The organism is Leisingera sp. CC-HEC096 (genome assembly GCF_059429235.1).
The window spans coordinates 262066-278078 of the sequence record NZ_JCAIJS010000001.1 but is presented as its reverse complement, the minus strand read 5'-3'; the positions used below and the strand labels follow the sequence as shown (position 1 = coordinate 278078).

The window sequence follows — 16013 nt, the reverse complement described above, 5'->3', positions numbered from 1 at the left end:
CTTGGTCTCCGCAAAAGGGTCTGCACTTCACCTAATGCGGAATTCACCGGAGTGCAAAGCGCAAGGCGCCGCGCACCTCAGGAAAATGCCGCCAGAAAGCCCGCTTGCGCCCCCCAATAAAGCGGCCAGACCGCATAGGGCGTGATCCGGCGCAGCGGGTGGTCCTGCGCCAGGACAAAGGTTTCCGCCGCCAGCACCATATCCGACAGCATGAAAGCACAGGCCGCCGCAAAGACCCAATTGCCAAACGGCAGCGTCAGCGCCGCCGCCCCCATGCCGAGGATGATCGGGATATAGGCCAGAACCGCCCCTCTGAGCGCGCCTGCCCGCGGCGCCAGAACGCGTGCCATCACCAGCCCCAGCACCAGCAGCCCCGCCGCAATCATAGATCCCGGCATTTCTGCCAGCCGCGCCGGATCGCTGTCCGCCCGGGTCAGGAACAGCACCGCATAGGCCAGATGCCCGGCGGCAAAGGCGCCGACACCTGCCATGAACACCCCCTCGCCGTCACGCGACAGGAACAGATCGCCCAGCGCGCATAAGCCAAGCGCCACCGCCAGCAACGCTGGCGCCCCGGCCGGCAGCGCCGCCAGTGCCAGCAAAGCAACCGAAGCGGTCTTCAGCACGCTGCGCAGCAGCCCGGGCGGCTGCGCGGCCAAAAACAGATAGACCAGCGCGCAGGCCGCCGCCGCAGCACCCAATGCCAGTTCCGCCGTCATGTTCTGCCTCCCCTCATCTTTTCCGGGCACTCTGTCCTTTGACCCGGCGTGCGGTCAAAGGTGACCCCGCGGGAGCCTGTCCGGATACCTTGCCAGCCCGCAGCCAATGCTTGGCGCAGGCCCCGGTCCTGAGGCACAGTGGTTCCATGCGCTCTTTGATGATTCTCCTGCTCGCAGCCCTGCCCGCCCCGCTGGCGGCGGGCGAGCCGCTCGGGGCTGCGGAATTCGACCGCTACACCCAGGGCCGGACGCTGTTTTACGGCTTTGGCGGCTCCATGTACGGGGTCGAGCGCTACCTGCCAAACCGCAGGGTGATCTGGTCCTTCCTTGACGGCAAATGCCAGGAAGGCAGCTGGTACGAGGAAGCCGGCCAGATCTGTTTCGTCTATGAAAACCGCGACGATCCGCAATGCTGGACCTTCGAGCTCACCCCCGGCGGGCTGACGGCCCGGTTCGAGAACGACCCGGCCTCAACGGAACTGTACGAGGCCGAGGACGTCGGGGAGGAGATGCTGTGTTACGGCCCTGAGGTGGGCACCTGAAACCGGATGCAGCGTTTCAGGTCTTCTGACCGGGCAAGCCGCTAGAACAGCGAGCCCTGGCTGCCGCCGCCCTCCGCCGGCGGTTTCGGCTCCGCTTTCTTTGCAGCCGGCGCAGGCGCACCGCCCTCCAGATCCAGCGTGCCGTCGGCAAACTCGATCTGCAGCGCGCCGGCCTTGGCGGCGGCGGCCTTGGTGGTCAGGATCTCCTCGCCCGAACGCACCACCGCATAGCCGCGTTCCAAAGTCGCCTTGTAGCTGAGGATCTCCAGCTGGCGTCCGGTGGCCGTCAGGGCCTGCCGCTGGCGGTCGATGCGTGCGGCCTGCGCCGCATCCAGCCGCTGCGCCAGCCGTCCCAGCGCGTCTTTCTGCGCCGCCATTTCCCGCTGGATCGGCCGCAGGCTCAGCCGCGACGACAGGTTCTGCAGCCGGTTCCGCCGCCCCTCAACCAGCTGCCTCAGTGTGGCCGGACGCAAGCTGGCCGCGGTTTCGCTCAGATGCACCCGGCGCCGCTGCACGCCTGAAATCAGCGCACCGGGCAGCCGGTCGGAAATCCGGTCCAGCCGCTGGCGCGGAGTTTCCAGCAGCGTGTCCGGCTTTGGCAGCGCCCGGGCCAGATCGTTCAGCCGCTGACGCCTGAGCTGCACCGCCTGCCCCGCGGCACGGGTCAGCCGCGCGCCCTGGTTCTCGGACCAGGCCATCAGCTCCAGCCGCACCGGCACTGCAAGCTCTGCCGCCGCGGTCGGCGTCGGCGCCCGGCGGTCGGAGACGAAATCAATCAGCGTGGTATCGGTCTCATGCCCGACGGCAGAGATCAGCGGGATCTGCGAGGCGGCGGCAGCCCGCGCCACGATCTCCTCGTTGAATCCCCACAGATCCTCAATCGAACCGCCGCCGCGGGCGACGATGATCAGATCGGGCCGCGGCAGCGCGCCACCCGGGGTCAGCCGGTTGAACCCTTCGATGGCGCGGGCCACTTCGGGCGCGCAGTTCTGCCCTTGGACAGCGACCGGCCAGACCAGCACCTTGCGCGGGAAGCGGTCGCGCAGCCGGTGCAGGATATCGCGGATCACCGCGCCGGAGGGCGAGGTCACCACCCCGATAATCTGCGGCAGGTAGGGCAGCGGCTTCTTGCGCTCCGGCGCGAACAGGCCCTCCGCCTCGAGCTGTTTCTTGCGTTTTTCCAGCAGCGCCATCAGCGCGCCCTGGCCGGCAACCGCCACCTCGTCGACGTTCATGTTGTATTTCGACTGCGCACCGAACGCGGTCAGGCGGCCGGTGACCACCACCTCCAGCCCTTCCTCCGGCACCACCGACAACCCGCTGATCTGCCCCTTCCAGGTGGTGCAGGCCAGCACCGAGCGGTCGTCCTTGATGTCATAGTACAAGTGGCCGGAGCGCGCCTTGAACACCCGCCCCACTTCGCCCCTCACCCGGATCCGGCCGAAGGTCCCCTCCAGCGTGCGTTTCACCTCGCCGGAGATCTCGGAAACGGTGAATTCCGGGGCGTTCTGCCCGGGCCGGTCGGATGGGGCTGGGTCGTCAAACAGGTCAGACATCTGGGGCTGCTCTCCTGCGGCCTTTGGCCGGTCTTGTTTTGAAGTCGCGCGCAGCATAGAACGCGCCGCAAGCAAGGCAAGCCCCGGACAGCGCCGGGATGCCTCTCGGCTCAGGCAGATCGGAGAACACGCAGATGAACATCCTTATCCTCGGCAGCGGCGGGCGCGAACACAGCCTGGCCTGGGCAGTGATGCAGAACCCCAAATGCGACAAGCTGATCGTGGCGCCGGGCAACGCAGGCATCGCGCAGATCGCCGATTGTGCCGCCCTGGATATCGAAAATGGCGGCGCCGTGGCCGCCTTTGCCGAGGAAAACGCCATCGACTTTGTGATCATCGGCCCAGAGGCGCCGCTGGCCGCAGGGGTCGGCGACCGGCTGCGCGAGGCGGGCATCCTGGTGTTCGGCCCCTCCGAGGCGGCGGCCCGGCTGGAAGCCTCCAAAAGCTTCACCAAGGAAATCTGCGACGCGGCAAACGCCCCCACCGCGGCCTACGGCCATTTCACCGATGCGGAAGCCGCCAAGGCGCATGTGCGCCAGCACGGCGCGCCGACCGTGGTCAAGGCTGACGGTCTGGCGGCGGGCAAGGGCGTGATCATCGCCATGACCGAAGAGGAAGCCCTCGCTGCCATCGACGGCATGTTCGGCGGCGCCTTTGGCGGCGCAGGCGCCGAGGTGGTGATCGAGGAATTCATGGAAGGCGAGGAAGCCTCCCTCTTTGTGCTGGTCGACGGCGAGGACGTGCTGGCGATCGGCTCTGCCCAGGATCACAAGCGCGTCGGCGAAGGCGACACCGGCCTCAACACCGGCGGCATGGGCGCCTACTCGCCCGCGCCGGTTTTGTCGGCAGAGGTCGAGGCCCGCGCGATGGAAGATATCGTGAAGCCCACCATGCGGGTGATGGCAGAGCGCGGCATGCCCTATCAGGGCGTTCTGTACGCGGGCCTGATGATCAAGGACGGCCAGCCGCGGCTGGTGGAATACAACGTCCGTTTCGGTGATCCGGAATGCCAGGTGCTGATGATGCGCCTCGGCGCCCAGGCTCTGGACCTGATGCACGCCGCGGCTGAGGGCCGCTTGGGCGAAGCGCAGGTGAACTGGGGTGATGACCATGCGATCACCGTGGTGATGGCGGCCGAAGGCTACCCGGGGTCTTACGAGAAGTTCTCTGAAATCAAGGGGCTGGACGCGCTGCCCGAGGACAGCAGCAACATGGTGTTCCACGCGGGCACCCAGGAGCAGGACGGCAAGGTGCTGGCCGTCGGCGGCCGGGTGCTGAATGTGACCGCCCGCGGCGACTCGCTGCAGGAGGCGCGCGACCGTGCCTATGCGATGGTGGACGGAGTTGACTGGCCCCAGGGCTTCTTCCGCCGCGACATCGGCTGGCGCGCGCTGAAATAGGACCGCTGGTAGGCAGGGGCTCCCGCCTGCTCACGGGCAATCAAAGATTGCCCTTCGCAGTTGGGCGCGGCCGGGCGCTGCCGCGCCCGGCGGCCGCACCCCTAGAAGCTATTGAGGTCGCTCATCAGCAGGAAACGCCTGCGGAACTGGTCCAGCATGTCGGGCTCCAGAAAGTCCGCCGGATGGGTTGTCCCGAACGCTGAGTAGGCACGGTCCTTCATTTCAACCAGCTGCCGCTCGATATCCAGCTGCCCGATGCCGGACGGCAGGCCCAGCGCCGTTTCAAATACAGTCCGCAACGGCGGCGACCCGATGATGTTGTACCAATGGGCGTTCTCGCTGCCGCCCGCATCCGCAACGTCCTGCAATTCGCGCTCCAGCGCCAGCGCAAGCCGCATATTCGGATCCGAGTTGCCAATTTCAATCTCGAACTGGCGGGTGGTGTAGAGCTCTGCAAGTTCCTCTGCAAACCCGTCCGGATACTCCCGGCTTGTCTCGCCCTTGTTGAAGGAAAAGGCATTCGTCATTGCCTTCAGCCCGGTATCATAGTGCAGGTTCGCATAGGAAATGCTGGACGACAGGTCGGACTCGAAGGCGCGGATCACCGTATCGAAATCCGTGCTCCGTTTGCTTTGGCCAAACAGGTCCAGCGTTGCCTCAAACAGGCTCAGGTCAAAAACCAGCTCACGCGGGTCGGTGAAGGTGCCCAGCTTGTCCGTGATTTCATCCGAAAACACCTGCATCTTGCTGACATGTTCCGGCCACTCGTTCTGGAAGGCGTCGGCAAAATCGTAATAAGCCAGGTTCTCCGGCTGATTGACGAAGGAATTCGGATCGGACAGGTCGGACTCCAGCACCTGGCGCAAAAAACTCTCGCCCCGGTTACTGACGTTGAATGTGTCCAGCGCATGCTCCAGCAGCGCTGCGTTCGACAGCAGCTCCTCCGGATCGCTCATCGCGTTGATGTCCGGCCAGCCAAAGCCAAAGGCCTCGGACACCGCAAGGTACCGCGTGTCCTCCAGCTGGTTCACAAAGGAATCGGGATCCGTGGTATCCGATTCCAGGACCCGCCGCAGAAAATCCGGGTTGGTTCTTTCCAGATCAAACGTTTCGATGACGGCCTGCAGCAGGTCTTCATCCGCCAGCAGATCGTCGGCACTGGCGATGCCACCGGTATGCTCGTTGAATTCACTGACCAGCGCCTCGATGCTGTTTTCATATTCCGGCGCCTGACCAAAGTTGAACTGCCTTGAAAACTCGGCATAGCGCGGATCAGACAGCTTGTTGGCAAAGGACTCCGGGTCCGCCAGGTCGGACTCCAGCACTTTCTGCAAAAAGAACTGATTGTTTTCCAGGCCCTCCAGCCCCACGTTGCCCAGCGCCTTGCGCAGCATGGTGCCGTTTGACAGCAGATCATCGGCAGTGCTGATACCGGCAAATTCATTCTCCGCCCTGGCGCTGGGGAGCTTCGGGCCGTCAGAGCTGCCAAAGCCGAAAGTTTCCGCAAGAGCCTGGTAACGGCTGTCGTTGAGCCGGTTCACGATCGCCAGCGGATCGCTCATATCGGATTCCAGCACCTCCTTGATGAAGGCCCGGTTGTTGATGTCCTCATCCAGGCCAAAGGCCCCCAAGGTCACGCTCAGCAGGTTGTAGTCATCCAGCAGCTGGTCCGCCGACTGGATGCTGGTGATCCTCTGCGTAAAGTCCTGCACCGTCCGGTCAAGAACAGGAGATTTCTCGAAAACCTCCTGCTGCTGCGCCTGGGTCCGCTGCAGGAACGTCCAACCGGCAATGCCTGTGCCGAACACATAAGGCGTAAAGCTCACGCTGCTGTCTCCCGTAAATCCGCACCGGGCCCGCGCGCCCGGATCTGCTCATCCGGCACAACATTAACCGAAGGTGGTGAATAAACCGGAAACGGACGCTAAGGCTGGCAGGCCGCCCGCAGGCGCTCCCGCCTGCTCCAGCCCATCCCGCGGGGATGGGCCCCGCAGTTGGGCCGGGCGCCGCGCAAGCGCGGCGCGGGCGGCTCTCAGCGGCAGGTCAGCGCGTCTTGCAAACCGGTTTCAGGGCGGAACCGGCCAATGTCCCGGGTGGAGATTTCGCCGTCCTGGAGGCGCGACGCCATGATCCGGCGCCAGCCGCCGCTGACTGTCACCAGTTCCGGGCCCTGACCGCAATCGCGGATGCCCGAGGTGAGGAAATCCTGGCCGATCCGGTGGTTGGTCAGGCCGGGTGCGCTGGCTGCCTCGCTCAGCTTGCCGTCCTTGAACCGCCAGATCCGCAGGGTCTTGGCCAGATGCGGCCGGTCGATATAGGCGATTTCCACGTGCCCGTCGCCGTCCAGATCCGCCGCGCCGATCGGGGCGAGCCAGCGATTGCTCCGGCCGATGTAGGGTGTCTGGGCAATCAGCGTCAGGCGGCCCGCCCGCAGGCCGTAAACGGCAATCTGCGCCCCCTTGCTGCGGTGGCTGCGCACGGTAATAGCTTCAGGGCGGTTGTCGCCGTCGAGATCCGCCAGCCGCGGCGCCAGGTCCTCGAACACATGCAGCGGGTCCAGGGTCACGGAAGTTCCGCAGCGGTCCGGCAATTCAGGAGACCAGAACCGCAGCGTCTCCGGCTCCAGCGCATCGCCCAGAACCCCATGCCCGTAACGGGCTGTCAGATCCTCATAGGCGGCAGCGGCTTCGCCCAGCCGGACCAGGGATCCCTCCGCAATGCCCGGCCGCGCAGACGGATCGGTCCCGCAGCGTTCACCCGCCTGCGCCGCAGAACCCGCCACGGCCAGCCCCAGGCACAGCGCAGCCCATGCGCGGCGGGCGGAACCGGGCCGGGCGCGCATCCGCAGACGCCGCGCTGCCGGCCCGGCGATCATCAGATCTGCTTTTCGGGCATATGCACCACCAGACCGTCCAGCGCGTCGGTCACCTTGATCTGGCAGGTCAGGCGCGAGCGTGCCGGATCGGGCTCATAGGCAAAATCCAGCATGTCCTCTTCCATGTCGTCCTTTGCGGGCAGCTTCTCGACCCAGTCCGGCGCGATATACACATGGCAGGTCGAGCAGGCGCAGGCGCCGCCGCAGTCGGCCTCGATGCCCGGGATATTGTTGTCGCGCGCGCCTTCCATCACGGTCAGCCCGCTGGCGACATCCACAACATGGCTGGTGCCGTTGTGCTCGATGTAAGTGATCTTTGCCATTGTCAGCTCTCTTCCCTTTTCCGGTACTTGGACGACTGTGTAGCCAAGCCCCTGCGCCGGTGCCAGCCCCAATTGCGACCCTGCCCTGCCGCTGCTGGACTTCCGGGGTGAATGTTCTATATTTGTTCACTCCGGAAATTTCTCAACCGCGGAGCCTGTTTGCCTCATGCCAGCCCCTTCTGCTGCCCCCTCTGCACTGCCCGACGCCGCAGCATGCCCTGCCGTGCCCGGCCGCGCCCGGCCCTGGCCGCGCCCGCCGCACTGCCTGCCCGCCGCCCGGCTGCAGGAGCCGCCGGAAAACGCCCGCGTCACCGTCGCAGGCCTGGTGATCCTGCGCCAGCGCCCCGGCACCGCCAAAGGGGTGATCTTCGTCACGCTCGAGGACGAGACCGGCGTCGTCAACGTGATCGTCTGGCGCAAGATCTACGAAGCCTTCCGCCGCGCGGTGATCTCCGGGCGGCTGCTGCGCGTCACCGGGCGGCTGCAGCGGGCCCATTCGGTCACTCATGTGATTGCCGAAACGGTCGAGGACATCTCCCCCATGCTCGACCTCCTGCTGGCGGATCAGGGCCGCCAGGACGATCCGGCCTTTGCGCCGGGGCCGGAACTGGGCTAGGCTGCCGCCAAAGCAAAAGCGCCCGGCACGGACCGGGGCGCCGATCTGAGGCACGCTGACAAAGGCATCCGGGCATGACGCCACCCCTTTTCACGACCTGCCGGCGTATCGCGCCCGCACTGCTGCTGGTCGCCCTGGCGGTCCTGCCCGCCTGCGTTCAGCCCCAGACCGGCAGCGAAGTCTCCCGGGCCGGCCGCTACGCCCCGCCCGGCGCGCCGCCGGATACCTGCTGGAGCAAGCACACCTCTCCCGCCGTCATCGAGACCGTGACCCGCCAAGTTCTGGCCGCGCCGGCCCAGCTCGGCAGCAGCGGCCAGGTGATCCGCCCCGCCGCCTTCCGCACCGAAACCAGCCAGGAGATCGTCACGCCGCGGCAGGAGCACTGGTTCGAAATCCCCTGCCCCGCCATGATGACCCCGGACTTCATCCGCACCATCCAGCGCGCCCTGACCGCCCGCGGGCTCTACCGCGGCCCCGTCCACGGCCAGATGGACATGGGCACCCGCAGGGCCGTGCAGCGCTACCAGGCGCCGCTGGGGCTGGACAGCGGCACCCTTTCCCTGGACACCGCCCGCAAGCTGGGGCTGGTAGCAGTGGCAGGCTGAACCCGCCTGTCCAGTTCCCCGGTTCCCCGGTGACCATGCCTCTGCTAAGCTCCGTCAGACTGGGCCCAGATGCAAAGAGGCATGGACATGCTGAAAACCCGCCTGCCGGACTCCGGCTTCCTCTCCGGCGCCTCGGGCCCGCTGCGCCGGATGCTGGAAAGCCAAGCCACCGACGTGCGCCTGCGCCAAGGCGAGGTCCTGTTCGAACAGGGCGATGCAGGCGATGCGCTCTATGCGATTGCCGAAGGCGCGCTGGAGTTCTCGGTGCTCTCTGCCTCGGGCCGCAAGCTGTCGCTCGACATGATGCGCCCCGGCGCGGTGTTCGGCGAAATCACCCTCTTTGACCCGGGCGAGCGCACTGCCACCGCCATCGCCGCCGAGCCCAGCCGGGTCTTGCGCCTGCGCAGCGGCGACGTGCTGGACCAGATCCGCCAGCACCCCGACCTTGCCGCCGACCTCCTGCGGCTGGCCGGGCAGCGGATGCGCTGGATGAACACCCAGCTGAACGAGCAGGTGTTCCTGCCGATGCCGGTGCGGCTGGCGCGCAAGCTGCTGTACCTGGCGCCCGGTGACAGCGACGGGCGGGTTGCCCTGTCCCAGGCGGAACTGGCGGAATTTGTCGGCGCCACCCGCGAAGCCGTGTCCAAGACCCTGGCCGCCTGGAAACGCAGCGGGCTGGTCAGCATCAGCCGCGGCGGCGTGCAGATCCTCGACCGCACCGAACTGGCCGTTCTGGCGGAACCGGATTCCATCTGAGCCGCGGTAAACCGCCTCCTTAAGAGCAGAAAACCGGCGCTCTGTAATCCGGGTTACAGAAGCCATGGCGCGGCCGCTCCATAACAGGATCAGGGACAGCCATTATCCGTTCCATCCCAATGGCTGCCTGTCCAACAAGAGCCATGTGCCCGCCAGCACATGGCTCTTCCCTTTCCGGCCCGGAACAGGAAGCCCCCAAGGCGCAGAAATTTTTTGAAAACTTTTGCCCAAGGCTTTTCAGAAAAGTCGTAGGCCGCTTCTCCCCTTTCCGGCAGCCATTGCCCCAGGGCGCCCCCCTTTGTTCAAAAATTATTCACTTAGGCTTTCCGGAACCGGGCCGCTACGGTGCCGCGCATGGCATATGACTACGACAAACTCTACCGCGGCACCCCGGACGCCCTGGGCGCTCCCTCCCCTGCATTCACCACCTTTTTCGAGCGGCTGGAAGCGCCGCGCCTGCATGTTCTGGATGCGGGGTGCGGCCAGGGGCGCGACGCGCTGTTCATCGCCCGCCTTGGCCACCGGGTGACAGGTGTTGACCTCTCTGCGCATGGCATCCGCGACCTGCGGCGCGCCGCAGCACAGGAGGATCTGGACGTGACCGGCATTGCTGCCGACCTGATCACGTGGCAGCCGGACGGGGACTTCGACATCCTGCTGTTCGATCGCACCCTGCACATGCTGAGCGCAGCAGAGCGGCGGGCGGTTTTGACCCGCTGCCTGCTGCACCTGCGCCCCGGCGGCTGGGTGCTGATTGCCGACGAGCCGCGCAATCTAGAAGACTTCCGCCGGGTCTTTGCCGCCGCGCCCGGGGGATGGCGCACACAGAAGGATACCCGTGGCCTCCTGTTCATGCAGCGGGCCTGACGCGGCCGCGAAACAGGAAAAGGCCGGGCAATCGCCCGGCCTTTGACAGCTTAACACTGGCGCCTTGCGGCGCTTATTCCGACAGGTTCAGCGCCACAAAGCGCGGCTCTCCGCCGCGGCGCACCAGCAGCAGCAGCGACTTGCGGCCCGCGTCCCTGGCTTCCTCGACCCGGGTTTCCAGCTCGCTGATCGAGCCGACCTTCTGCTGGCCCGCCTCGGTGATCACGTCGCCGGCGCGCAGGCCCTTCTCCCAGGCCTCCGAAGTCTCGTCCACCGACAGGATCGCCAGCCCCTCGACATCCTCGCCGACACTCAGCTCGCTGCGCAGCTGATCGGTCAGAACGCCGACCGACAGCCCCAGCAGCTCCTTCTCGGAGGCATCCGGCTGCCCGTTGCCGCTTTCCGGGCTGGAGGGGCTGCGCTCGGCATCCTCCCGGCGGCCCAGGGTCACCCGCAGGGTTTCGGTCTTGCCTTCGCGGTAGACCACCACCCGCACGGTTTTGCCGACCTCGGCGTTACCAACCTGGCGCACCAGGCCGCGGGTGTCGCGCACATCTACGCCGTCAAAGCTGACGATCACATCGCCGGCCAGCACGCCCGCGTCCTTGGCCGGGCCGTCCGGCACATCGGTGACCAGCGCGCCGCGCGCCTTGTCCAGCCCGATCGCCTCAGCCAGGTCAGCATCCACATCCTGGATCTTCACACCCAGCCAGCCGCGGCGGGTCTCGCCGAATTCCTTCAGCTGATCGACCACCTTGACCACCACGTTGGACGCCATCGAGAAGCCGATGCCGATGGAGCCGCCGTTGGGCGACAGGATCGCGGTGTTCACGCCGACCACGTCGCCATCCATGTTGAACAGCGGCCCGCCGGAGTTGCCCCGGTTGATCGCCGCATCGGTCTGGATGTAGTCGTCATAGGAGCCCGACAGCTCGCGGTTGCGGGCCGAAACGATGCCCGCGGACAGCGAGAACCCCTGCCCCAGCGGATTGCCCATCGCCACCACCCAGTCACCGACCCGGGCGGTGTCGCTGTCACCGAATTTGACGAATTTCAACGGCGCCGGCGCCTTGACCTTCAGCAGTGCGATATCGGTGTTGGGATCGGTGCCGATCACCTCCGCCGGCAGCAGCTCCTTAGGCTGGCCTTCACCGGGAAAGAACTCGATCTCGATCTCGTCCGCGCCATCAATCACGTGATTGTTGGTGACGATATAGCCATCCTCGGAAATCACAAATCCGGAACCCAGCGCCGACGAGCGGCGCGGCCGGTTGCCATTGCCGTTGCGGTCCTGGAACTCGCGGAAGAAATCTTCGAACGGCGAGCCTTCCGGCACGATGCCCTGCGGCCCGGTGCGCCCCTCCACCACTGTGGTGGTGGTGATGTTGACCACCGACGGGCTCACCCGCTCGGCCAGCGGCGCCAGGCTTTCGGGCCGGGCCATCGCGGTCACCGCCTGCATCAGCAGAACCGCCATGCTCAGCACCGCAAGCCAGATCATGCGCGCCATCGCGCCCCTGCCGCTTGCCTGGCCGGAAATTGCAATTGCCTGTGGCTGCACGGAACTACTCCTTGTCATGTTTAATTCTTCTCCTCCCCCGTCCCGGCGCAAACGCCGGATATGCACAGGAAAGTCTTATGGTCCCAATGTAGGAACTTCCGCCCGGCCCGCAACAAATGTTGCAAGGAATAAAGCCGCTGTGAGCCGGAAATCCGGCCGCAGCCGCGGACGCGTGCCCTGCTGCCGCCACCCTAGCAGGGAAAGATTGCGTTTTCGCTGAAATTCTGCGTGTGCCGCGGCGCGCCGCAAAGCCCTGTCAAAACCCAAGCAGGAAGGCCAGCCAGACCAGAATCAGCCCCAGCGCGAGCGCCGCCAGCCCGGCATTGCGGCGCTGCTCTTCGCTCAGCATCCGCAGCATCTCCAAGAGACGCTCCACAAGCGAAGGGGCCAGTGCGTACACCAGCCCCTCTGCAATCAGTACCAGCCCGAGGGCCAGGAGGACGAACCCCATTACTGCGTCGCCGTCTTGCCGTCCGAGGATTTCAGGTAGTTGAAAAACTCGTTGTCCGGCGACAGCACCAGAGAGGAGTTCCCCGCCAGCAGCGAATTCGCATAGGCGTTCAGCGAGCGGTAGAATTCAAAGAATTCCGCGTCCCGGCCATAGGCTTCGGCAAAGATCGCGTTGCGCTCGGCATCCGCTTCACCGCGGATCACCTCAGCCTCGCGCTCGGCTTCCGACACAAGCTCGACCTCGGTCCGGTCGGCCTGGGCGCGGACGCGCTGCGCCGCCTCTTCACCGCGGGCGATCTCGTCCGCCGCTTCCCGTTCGCGCTCAGCACGCATCCGGGCAAAGGTGGCTTCCAGGTTGGCCTGCGGCAGGTCGGTGCGCTTCAGCCGCACGTCGATCACCTCAAGACCCAATGCGCGGGCCTGGGCAATCGCGCCATTTCGGATCCGCAGCATCAGCGCGGCCCGGTCCGACGACAGAATGTCGTTGGAACTGACAGAACCCAGCACCTCACGGGTCTGCGCCCGCATGATCTTGTCCAGGCGCGATTCCGCGGCACCGATGCCGCCGGCACCCACCGCCTGGCGGAAGGTATCCACATTGGCGATCCGGTAGCGCGAGAACGCATCCACGATCAGGCGGCGGTCATCCAGCGGAGTGACCTCCAGCGGGCCGACTTCCAGGCTCAGGATGCGGTCGTCATAACGCACCACGTTGTCCACCACCGGCAGCTTGAACGCGAGGCCCGGGGTTTCCTTGATGTCAACCACCCGGCCAAAGCGCAGCACCAGCGCCTTTTCACGCTCGTCCACGATGAAGATCGCCGACAGCACTGCAATTGCCGCAACCACCAGGACCGGCAGAAGAAGAGTCGATTTCCGCATCAGTTGCCCTCCTGCGGCTTGCGCAGCTCATTGAGCGGCAGGTACGGCACCACGCCTTGCCCTTCGCCGCCTCCGGTTTCATCCAGAATGATCTTGTCCACGCGGCCCAGCACTTCTTCCATGGTTTCCAGGTACAGGCGCTTGCGGGTCACTTCCGGTGCTTTCTGGTACTCCGCCAGAACCGCGCTGAAGCGGCTCGCCTCACCCTGGGCTTCGTTCACGACCTGGGCGCGGTAGGCTTCGGCCTCTTCCAGCGTCTGTGCCGCCTGGCCGCGGGCGCCTGCCAGCTTGCGGTTGGCATAGGCATCGGCCTGCTTCTCAAGCCGGTCACGCTCCTGGCCTGCGGATTGCACTTCGCGGAAGGCGTCTTTCACCGGCTCAGGCGGGTCGGCACCGTCAAAGTTCACCCGGATGATGTTCACGCCGCTGTCATAGCTGTCCAGCGTCGCCTGGATCAGCTCTTCCAGCCGGGCGGTGATCGCGCCGCGGTCGCGGTTCAGGATCGGTGCCAGTTCGGACTGGGCGATGATCTCGCGCATGGCCGATTCCGACACCGCGTTGATCGTGGTGCGCGGGTCGCGCAGATTGAACAGGAACTGGGCCGGGTCGGAGATGTTCCAGACCACTTGGAAATCCACGTCGATGATGTTCTCGTCGCCGGTCAGCATCAGCCCGGCATCGCCGCCGCGCGATCCGGCACCGATGTTTTCGGTCTGCTCGACCCGCACCGGAATCACCTCATAGGTGACCAGCGGCCAGGGGGCAAAGTTCAGGCCCGGCTGGCCAGTGTCCGAGTATTCGCCCAGGAACAGTTCCACCGACTGCTCTTCCGGCTTCACGGTATAGATGCTGGCAAAGCCCCACAGGACCGCTGCGGCAACAGCCGCCAGGCCCAGCGTGCCTTTGGTGAACAGCGGCGCGCCGCCGCCCGGGCCGCCGCGTCCGCCGCGGCCGCCGCCGGAACCGCCGCGGCCGCCCATCAGGACGCGCAGCTGCTCCTGGCCTTTCTTCACCAGCTCATCGATTTCGGGGATCTGGGGTTCGTCCGGCTTGCGGCCGCCGCCGCCATTGTTGCCGCCGTTGTTGCCCCGGTTGCCTCCTCCGCCGCCGGAGGAGCCGCCGCCCCCCCATGGGCCACCGCTATTGCCCGCCATTTCTCTCCTATCCGTTTGCTGCCGCCCATGATCATCCCAACGGGCGGCATGTGTTGTCAGTTATTGCCGGTGCAGCGTCTCAGCTCGAGCGCACCGGAGTCTTCAGCGTTACCAACTCTTCCGACATTGTTGGGTGCACCGCAACCGTGCGGTCGAAATCTTCCTTGGTCGCGCCCATCTTTACGGCGATTCCGGCCAGCTGGATCATCTCTCCGGCCCCAGGTGCGACGATATGGCAGCCCAGCACCTTGCGGGTCTCCTTGCTGACGATCAGTTTCATCAGCACCCGCTGCGCCCGCCCCGCAAAGGCCTGCTGCATCGGCTTGAAGGAGGTTGCATAGACCTCGACCGGCTCCTGCTCGCTGGCTTCTTCCTCGCTAAGCCCGATGGTGCCCATCTCCGGCTGGGTGAAAATCGCTGTCGGGATCAGCTCATGATCGGGGCTCGTGGGGTTGCCCTTGAACACGGTCTCCACAAAGGCCATGCCCTCGCGGATCGCCACCGGGGTCAGCGCCACCCGGTCGGTCACATCGCCGATCGCATAGACCGACGGCACCGAGGTCTGGCTGTACTCGTCAACGACGATCTCGCCCTTGCGGCCGCGCTCCACCCCGATCTCCTCCAGGCCGAGGTTGTCGGCATTTGGGTTGCGGCCGGTGGCATACATCACCTTGTCGAACAGCCGCTCCTGGCCGTTGGTCGACTTGACCCAGATCTTATCACCTTCCTGGCGCATCTCCAGCACGTTGGTGCCCAGATGCACATCAATGCCCGCCTGGCACATTTCCTCAGAGATCAGCCCGCGCGCTTCGTCGTCAAAGCCGCGCAGGATCTGCGCGCCGCGGTAGTACTGGGTGGTCTTAACGCCCAGCCCGTTCATGATCCCCGCAAATTCGCAGGCGATATAGCCGCCGCCGACGATGAGCAGGCTTTCCGGCAGCTTGTCCAGGGTGAACATCTCGTTCGAGGTCACCGCCAGCTCGGAGCCCGGGAAGTCCGGCACCGACGGCCAGCCGCCAGTGGCGATCAGGATGTGCTTGGCGGTCTTGCGGGTGCCGTCGGCCAGCTCGACCGTGTGGGCATCGGCCAGCCTGGCGCGGCTGTCAAAGCTCTCGACGCCGCTGTTCTTCAGCAGACTGCGGTAGATGCCCTCCAGCCGGTCCAGCTCGGCGTGCAGCTTGCCCTTGAAGCTGTCCCAATTGAAGGCGCCGGGCTGGATGTCCCAGCCATAGGCCTGGGCGTCCTCCACCATGCCGGCGTATTCGGAGGCGAAAACCATCAGCTTCTTCGGCACGCAGCCCCGGATCACGCAGGTGCCGCCATAACGGTCCTCTTCGGCCAGCGCCACCTTGGCGCCTTCTTGCGCCGCAACACGGGCTGCCCGCACCCCGCCAGAGCCGCCGCCGATGACAAAAAGATCGTAATCAAAGCTCATGAATTCCCGCCCTTTGCATGTCTTGTGCTGGTATCCCACAACGGAGCACCAAACGCCATATGCCCAAGTGGGCGTTCTTGCACCGCTTTCAACCTTTTGGCGCGGAATCACGCGGGGTTGTGAAGAGGAATGGCTCCATTCCGGCAGGCCGCGGGCAGCACCAATCCCCTGCGCCAAGTCCTCCGCTTCTGAAGGCGGCGGAATTCGGCGCGAATTCCGTCCTGAAATCCTGCGAGGATTTCAGGCCCGCTTCAGCCGTCCGCCTTCAGTTT

Annotated in this window: 16 protein-coding genes; 6 read left to right on the top strand and 10 right to left on the bottom strand. The window is 65.6% G+C overall.

Annotated elements, in window-relative coordinates:
- Positions 1 to 77 precede the first annotated feature (77 nt).
- The gene (locus AC5STI_RS01365) at positions 78 to 719 is read right to left on the bottom strand and encodes a lysoplasmalogenase (RefSeq protein WP_495445317.1); all 642 of its coding nucleotides are present in this window, start codon (positions 717 to 719) and stop codon (positions 78 to 80) included.
- Positions 720 to 865: 146 nt separating this feature from the next.
- On the opposite strand from AC5STI_RS01365, the gene AC5STI_RS01360 reads away from it, so the two are divergent.
- Positions 866 to 1261 (top strand): hypothetical protein, encoded by a 396-nt coding sequence (locus AC5STI_RS01360; protein WP_475050896.1) that lies wholly within the window; start codon positions 866 to 868, stop codon positions 1259 to 1261.
- Positions 1262 to 1302: 41 nt separating this feature from the next.
- Here the strand turns inward: AC5STI_RS01360 and xseA are convergent, their stop codons facing one another.
- Complete coding sequence (gene xseA / locus AC5STI_RS01355; RefSeq protein WP_475050895.1) at positions 1303 to 2817, bottom strand: exodeoxyribonuclease VII large subunit; 1515 nt, start codon at positions 2815 to 2817, stop codon at positions 1303 to 1305.
- A 134-nt stretch (positions 2818 to 2951) separates the two neighbouring features.
- Here xseA and purD point away from each other — a divergent pair, with 134 nt between their 5' ends.
- Positions 2952 to 4217 carry a phosphoribosylamine--glycine ligase gene (gene purD / locus AC5STI_RS01350; RefSeq protein WP_495445316.1) on the top strand — a complete coding sequence of 422 codons (1266 nt, stop codon included), beginning with the start codon at positions 2952 to 2954 and terminating at the stop codon, positions 4215 to 4217.
- Between the two features lie 101 nt (positions 4218 to 4318).
- Here purD and AC5STI_RS01345 read toward each other — a convergent pair whose 3' ends face one another.
- The 3 genes from AC5STI_RS01345 to AC5STI_RS01335 form a co-directional block, all read right to left on the bottom strand.
- Positions 4319 to 6043 (bottom strand): DUF1217 domain-containing protein, encoded by a 1725-nt coding sequence (locus AC5STI_RS01345; protein ID WP_495445315.1) that lies wholly within the window; start codon positions 6041 to 6043, stop codon positions 4319 to 4321.
- A 206-nt stretch (positions 6044 to 6249) separates the two neighbouring features.
- The gene (locus tag AC5STI_RS01340) at positions 6250 to 7092 is read right to left on the bottom strand and encodes an FG-GAP repeat domain-containing protein (protein WP_495445314.1); all 843 of its coding nucleotides are present in this window, start codon (positions 7090 to 7092) and stop codon (positions 6250 to 6252) included.
- Entirely contained in the window at positions 7092 to 7415 is a 324-nt protein-coding gene (locus AC5STI_RS01335; protein WP_495445313.1) for a 2Fe-2S iron-sulfur cluster-binding protein, read from the bottom strand. The genes AC5STI_RS01340 and AC5STI_RS01335 overlap by 1 nt, the downstream gene beginning before the upstream one ends.
- Before the next feature lie 166 nt (positions 7416 to 7581).
- On the opposite strand from AC5STI_RS01335, the gene AC5STI_RS01330 reads away from it, so the two are divergent.
- The 4 genes from AC5STI_RS01330 to AC5STI_RS01315 all read left to right on the top strand — a co-directional run bounded on the left by AC5STI_RS01330 (position 7582) and on the right by AC5STI_RS01315 (position 10259).
- Positions 7582 to 8031, top strand: coding sequence for an OB-fold nucleic acid binding domain-containing protein (locus AC5STI_RS01330; RefSeq protein ID WP_495445312.1), 450 nt, complete (start codon positions 7582 to 7584; stop codon positions 8029 to 8031).
- Positions 8032 to 8105: 74 nt separating this feature from the next.
- On the top strand, positions 8106 to 8636 hold the full coding sequence (locus AC5STI_RS01325; RefSeq protein ID WP_495445311.1) for a peptidoglycan-binding domain-containing protein: 531 nt from the start codon (positions 8106 to 8108) through the stop codon (positions 8634 to 8636).
- 87 nt (positions 8637 to 8723) lie between these two features.
- The gene (locus tag AC5STI_RS01320) at positions 8724 to 9392 is read left to right on the top strand and encodes a Crp/Fnr family transcriptional regulator (protein WP_475050886.1); all 669 of its coding nucleotides are present in this window, start codon (positions 8724 to 8726) and stop codon (positions 9390 to 9392) included.
- Between the two features lie 354 nt (positions 9393 to 9746).
- Positions 9747 to 10259, top strand: a complete 513-nt coding sequence (locus tag AC5STI_RS01315; RefSeq protein ID WP_495445310.1) for a class I SAM-dependent methyltransferase — start codon at positions 9747 to 9749, stop codon at positions 10257 to 10259.
- Between the two features lie 73 nt (positions 10260 to 10332).
- Here the strand turns inward: AC5STI_RS01315 and AC5STI_RS01310 are convergent, their stop codons facing one another.
- The 5 genes from AC5STI_RS01310 to gor all read right to left on the bottom strand — a co-directional run bounded on the left by AC5STI_RS01310 (position 10333) and on the right by gor (position 15741).
- Entirely contained in the window at positions 10333 to 11769 is a 1437-nt protein-coding gene (locus tag AC5STI_RS01310) for a Do family serine endopeptidase (protein ID WP_495445309.1), read from the bottom strand.
- Between the two features lie 307 nt (positions 11770 to 12076).
- Complete coding sequence (locus tag AC5STI_RS01305; protein ID WP_259958806.1) at positions 12077 to 12271, bottom strand: DUF2065 domain-containing protein; 195 nt, start codon at positions 12269 to 12271, stop codon at positions 12077 to 12079.
- Positions 12271 to 13152, bottom strand: coding sequence for a protease modulator HflC (gene hflC / locus AC5STI_RS01300; protein WP_475050883.1), 882 nt, complete (start codon positions 13150 to 13152; stop codon positions 12271 to 12273). Before hflC ends, AC5STI_RS01305 begins: the two co-directional genes overlap by 1 nt.
- Positions 13152 to 14306, bottom strand: coding sequence for an FtsH protease activity modulator HflK (hflK, locus tag AC5STI_RS01295; RefSeq protein WP_495445308.1), 1155 nt, complete (start codon positions 14304 to 14306; stop codon positions 13152 to 13154). The genes hflC and hflK overlap by 1 nt, the downstream gene beginning before the upstream one ends.
- 79 nt (positions 14307 to 14385) lie before the next feature.
- Positions 14386 to 15741: a glutathione-disulfide reductase gene (gene gor, locus AC5STI_RS01290; protein ID WP_495445307.1), complete on the bottom strand. Its 1356-nt coding sequence runs from the start codon at positions 15739 to 15741 to the stop codon at positions 14386 to 14388.
- Positions 15742 to 16013 lie beyond the last annotated feature (272 nt).

Bases quoted from the DNA above. Each gene is read 5' to 3' on its own strand.
- AC5STI_RS01365 (WP_495445317.1), bottom strand. From the start codon at position 719: ATGACGGCGGAACTGGCATTGGGTGCTGCGGCGGCGGCCTGCGCGCTG.
- AC5STI_RS01310 (WP_495445309.1), bottom strand. From the start codon at position 11,769: ATGGCGCGCATGATCTGGCTTGCGGTGCTGAGCATGGCGGTTCTGCTG.
- AC5STI_RS01305 (WP_259958806.1), bottom strand. From the start codon at position 12,271: ATGGGGTTCGTCCTCCTGGCCCTCGGGCTGGTACTGATTGCAGAGGGG.
- AC5STI_RS01315 (WP_495445310.1), top strand. From the start codon at position 9,747: ATGGCATATGACTACGACAAACTCTACCGCGGCACCCCGGACGCCCTG.
- AC5STI_RS01335 (WP_495445313.1), bottom strand. From the start codon at position 7,415: ATGGCAAAGATCACTTACATCGAGCACAACGGCACCAGCCATGTTGTG.
- AC5STI_RS01325 (WP_495445311.1), top strand. From the start codon at position 8,106: ATGACGCCACCCCTTTTCACGACCTGCCGGCGTATCGCGCCCGCACTG.
- hflK (WP_495445308.1), bottom strand. From the start codon at position 14,306: ATGGCGGGCAATAGCGGTGGCCCATGGGGGGGCGGCGGCTCCTCCGGC.
- AC5STI_RS01340 (WP_495445314.1), bottom strand. From the start codon at position 7,092: ATGATCGCCGGGCCGGCAGCGCGGCGTCTGCGGATGCGCGCCCGGCCC.
- hflC (WP_475050883.1), bottom strand. From the start codon at position 13,152: ATGCGGAAATCGACTCTTCTTCTGCCGGTCCTGGTGGTTGCGGCAATT.
- xseA (WP_475050895.1), bottom strand. From the start codon at position 2,817: ATGTCTGACCTGTTTGACGACCCAGCCCCATCCGACCGGCCCGGGCAG.
- gor (WP_495445307.1), bottom strand. From the start codon at position 15,741: ATGAGCTTTGATTACGATCTTTTTGTCATCGGCGGCGGCTCTGGCGGG.
- AC5STI_RS01360 (WP_475050896.1), top strand. From the start codon at position 866: ATGCGCTCTTTGATGATTCTCCTGCTCGCAGCCCTGCCCGCCCCGCTG.
- AC5STI_RS01330 (WP_495445312.1), top strand. From the start codon at position 7,582: ATGCCAGCCCCTTCTGCTGCCCCCTCTGCACTGCCCGACGCCGCAGCA.
- AC5STI_RS01320 (WP_475050886.1), top strand. From the start codon at position 8,724: ATGCTGAAAACCCGCCTGCCGGACTCCGGCTTCCTCTCCGGCGCCTCG.
- purD (WP_495445316.1), top strand. From the start codon at position 2,952: ATGAACATCCTTATCCTCGGCAGCGGCGGGCGCGAACACAGCCTGGCC.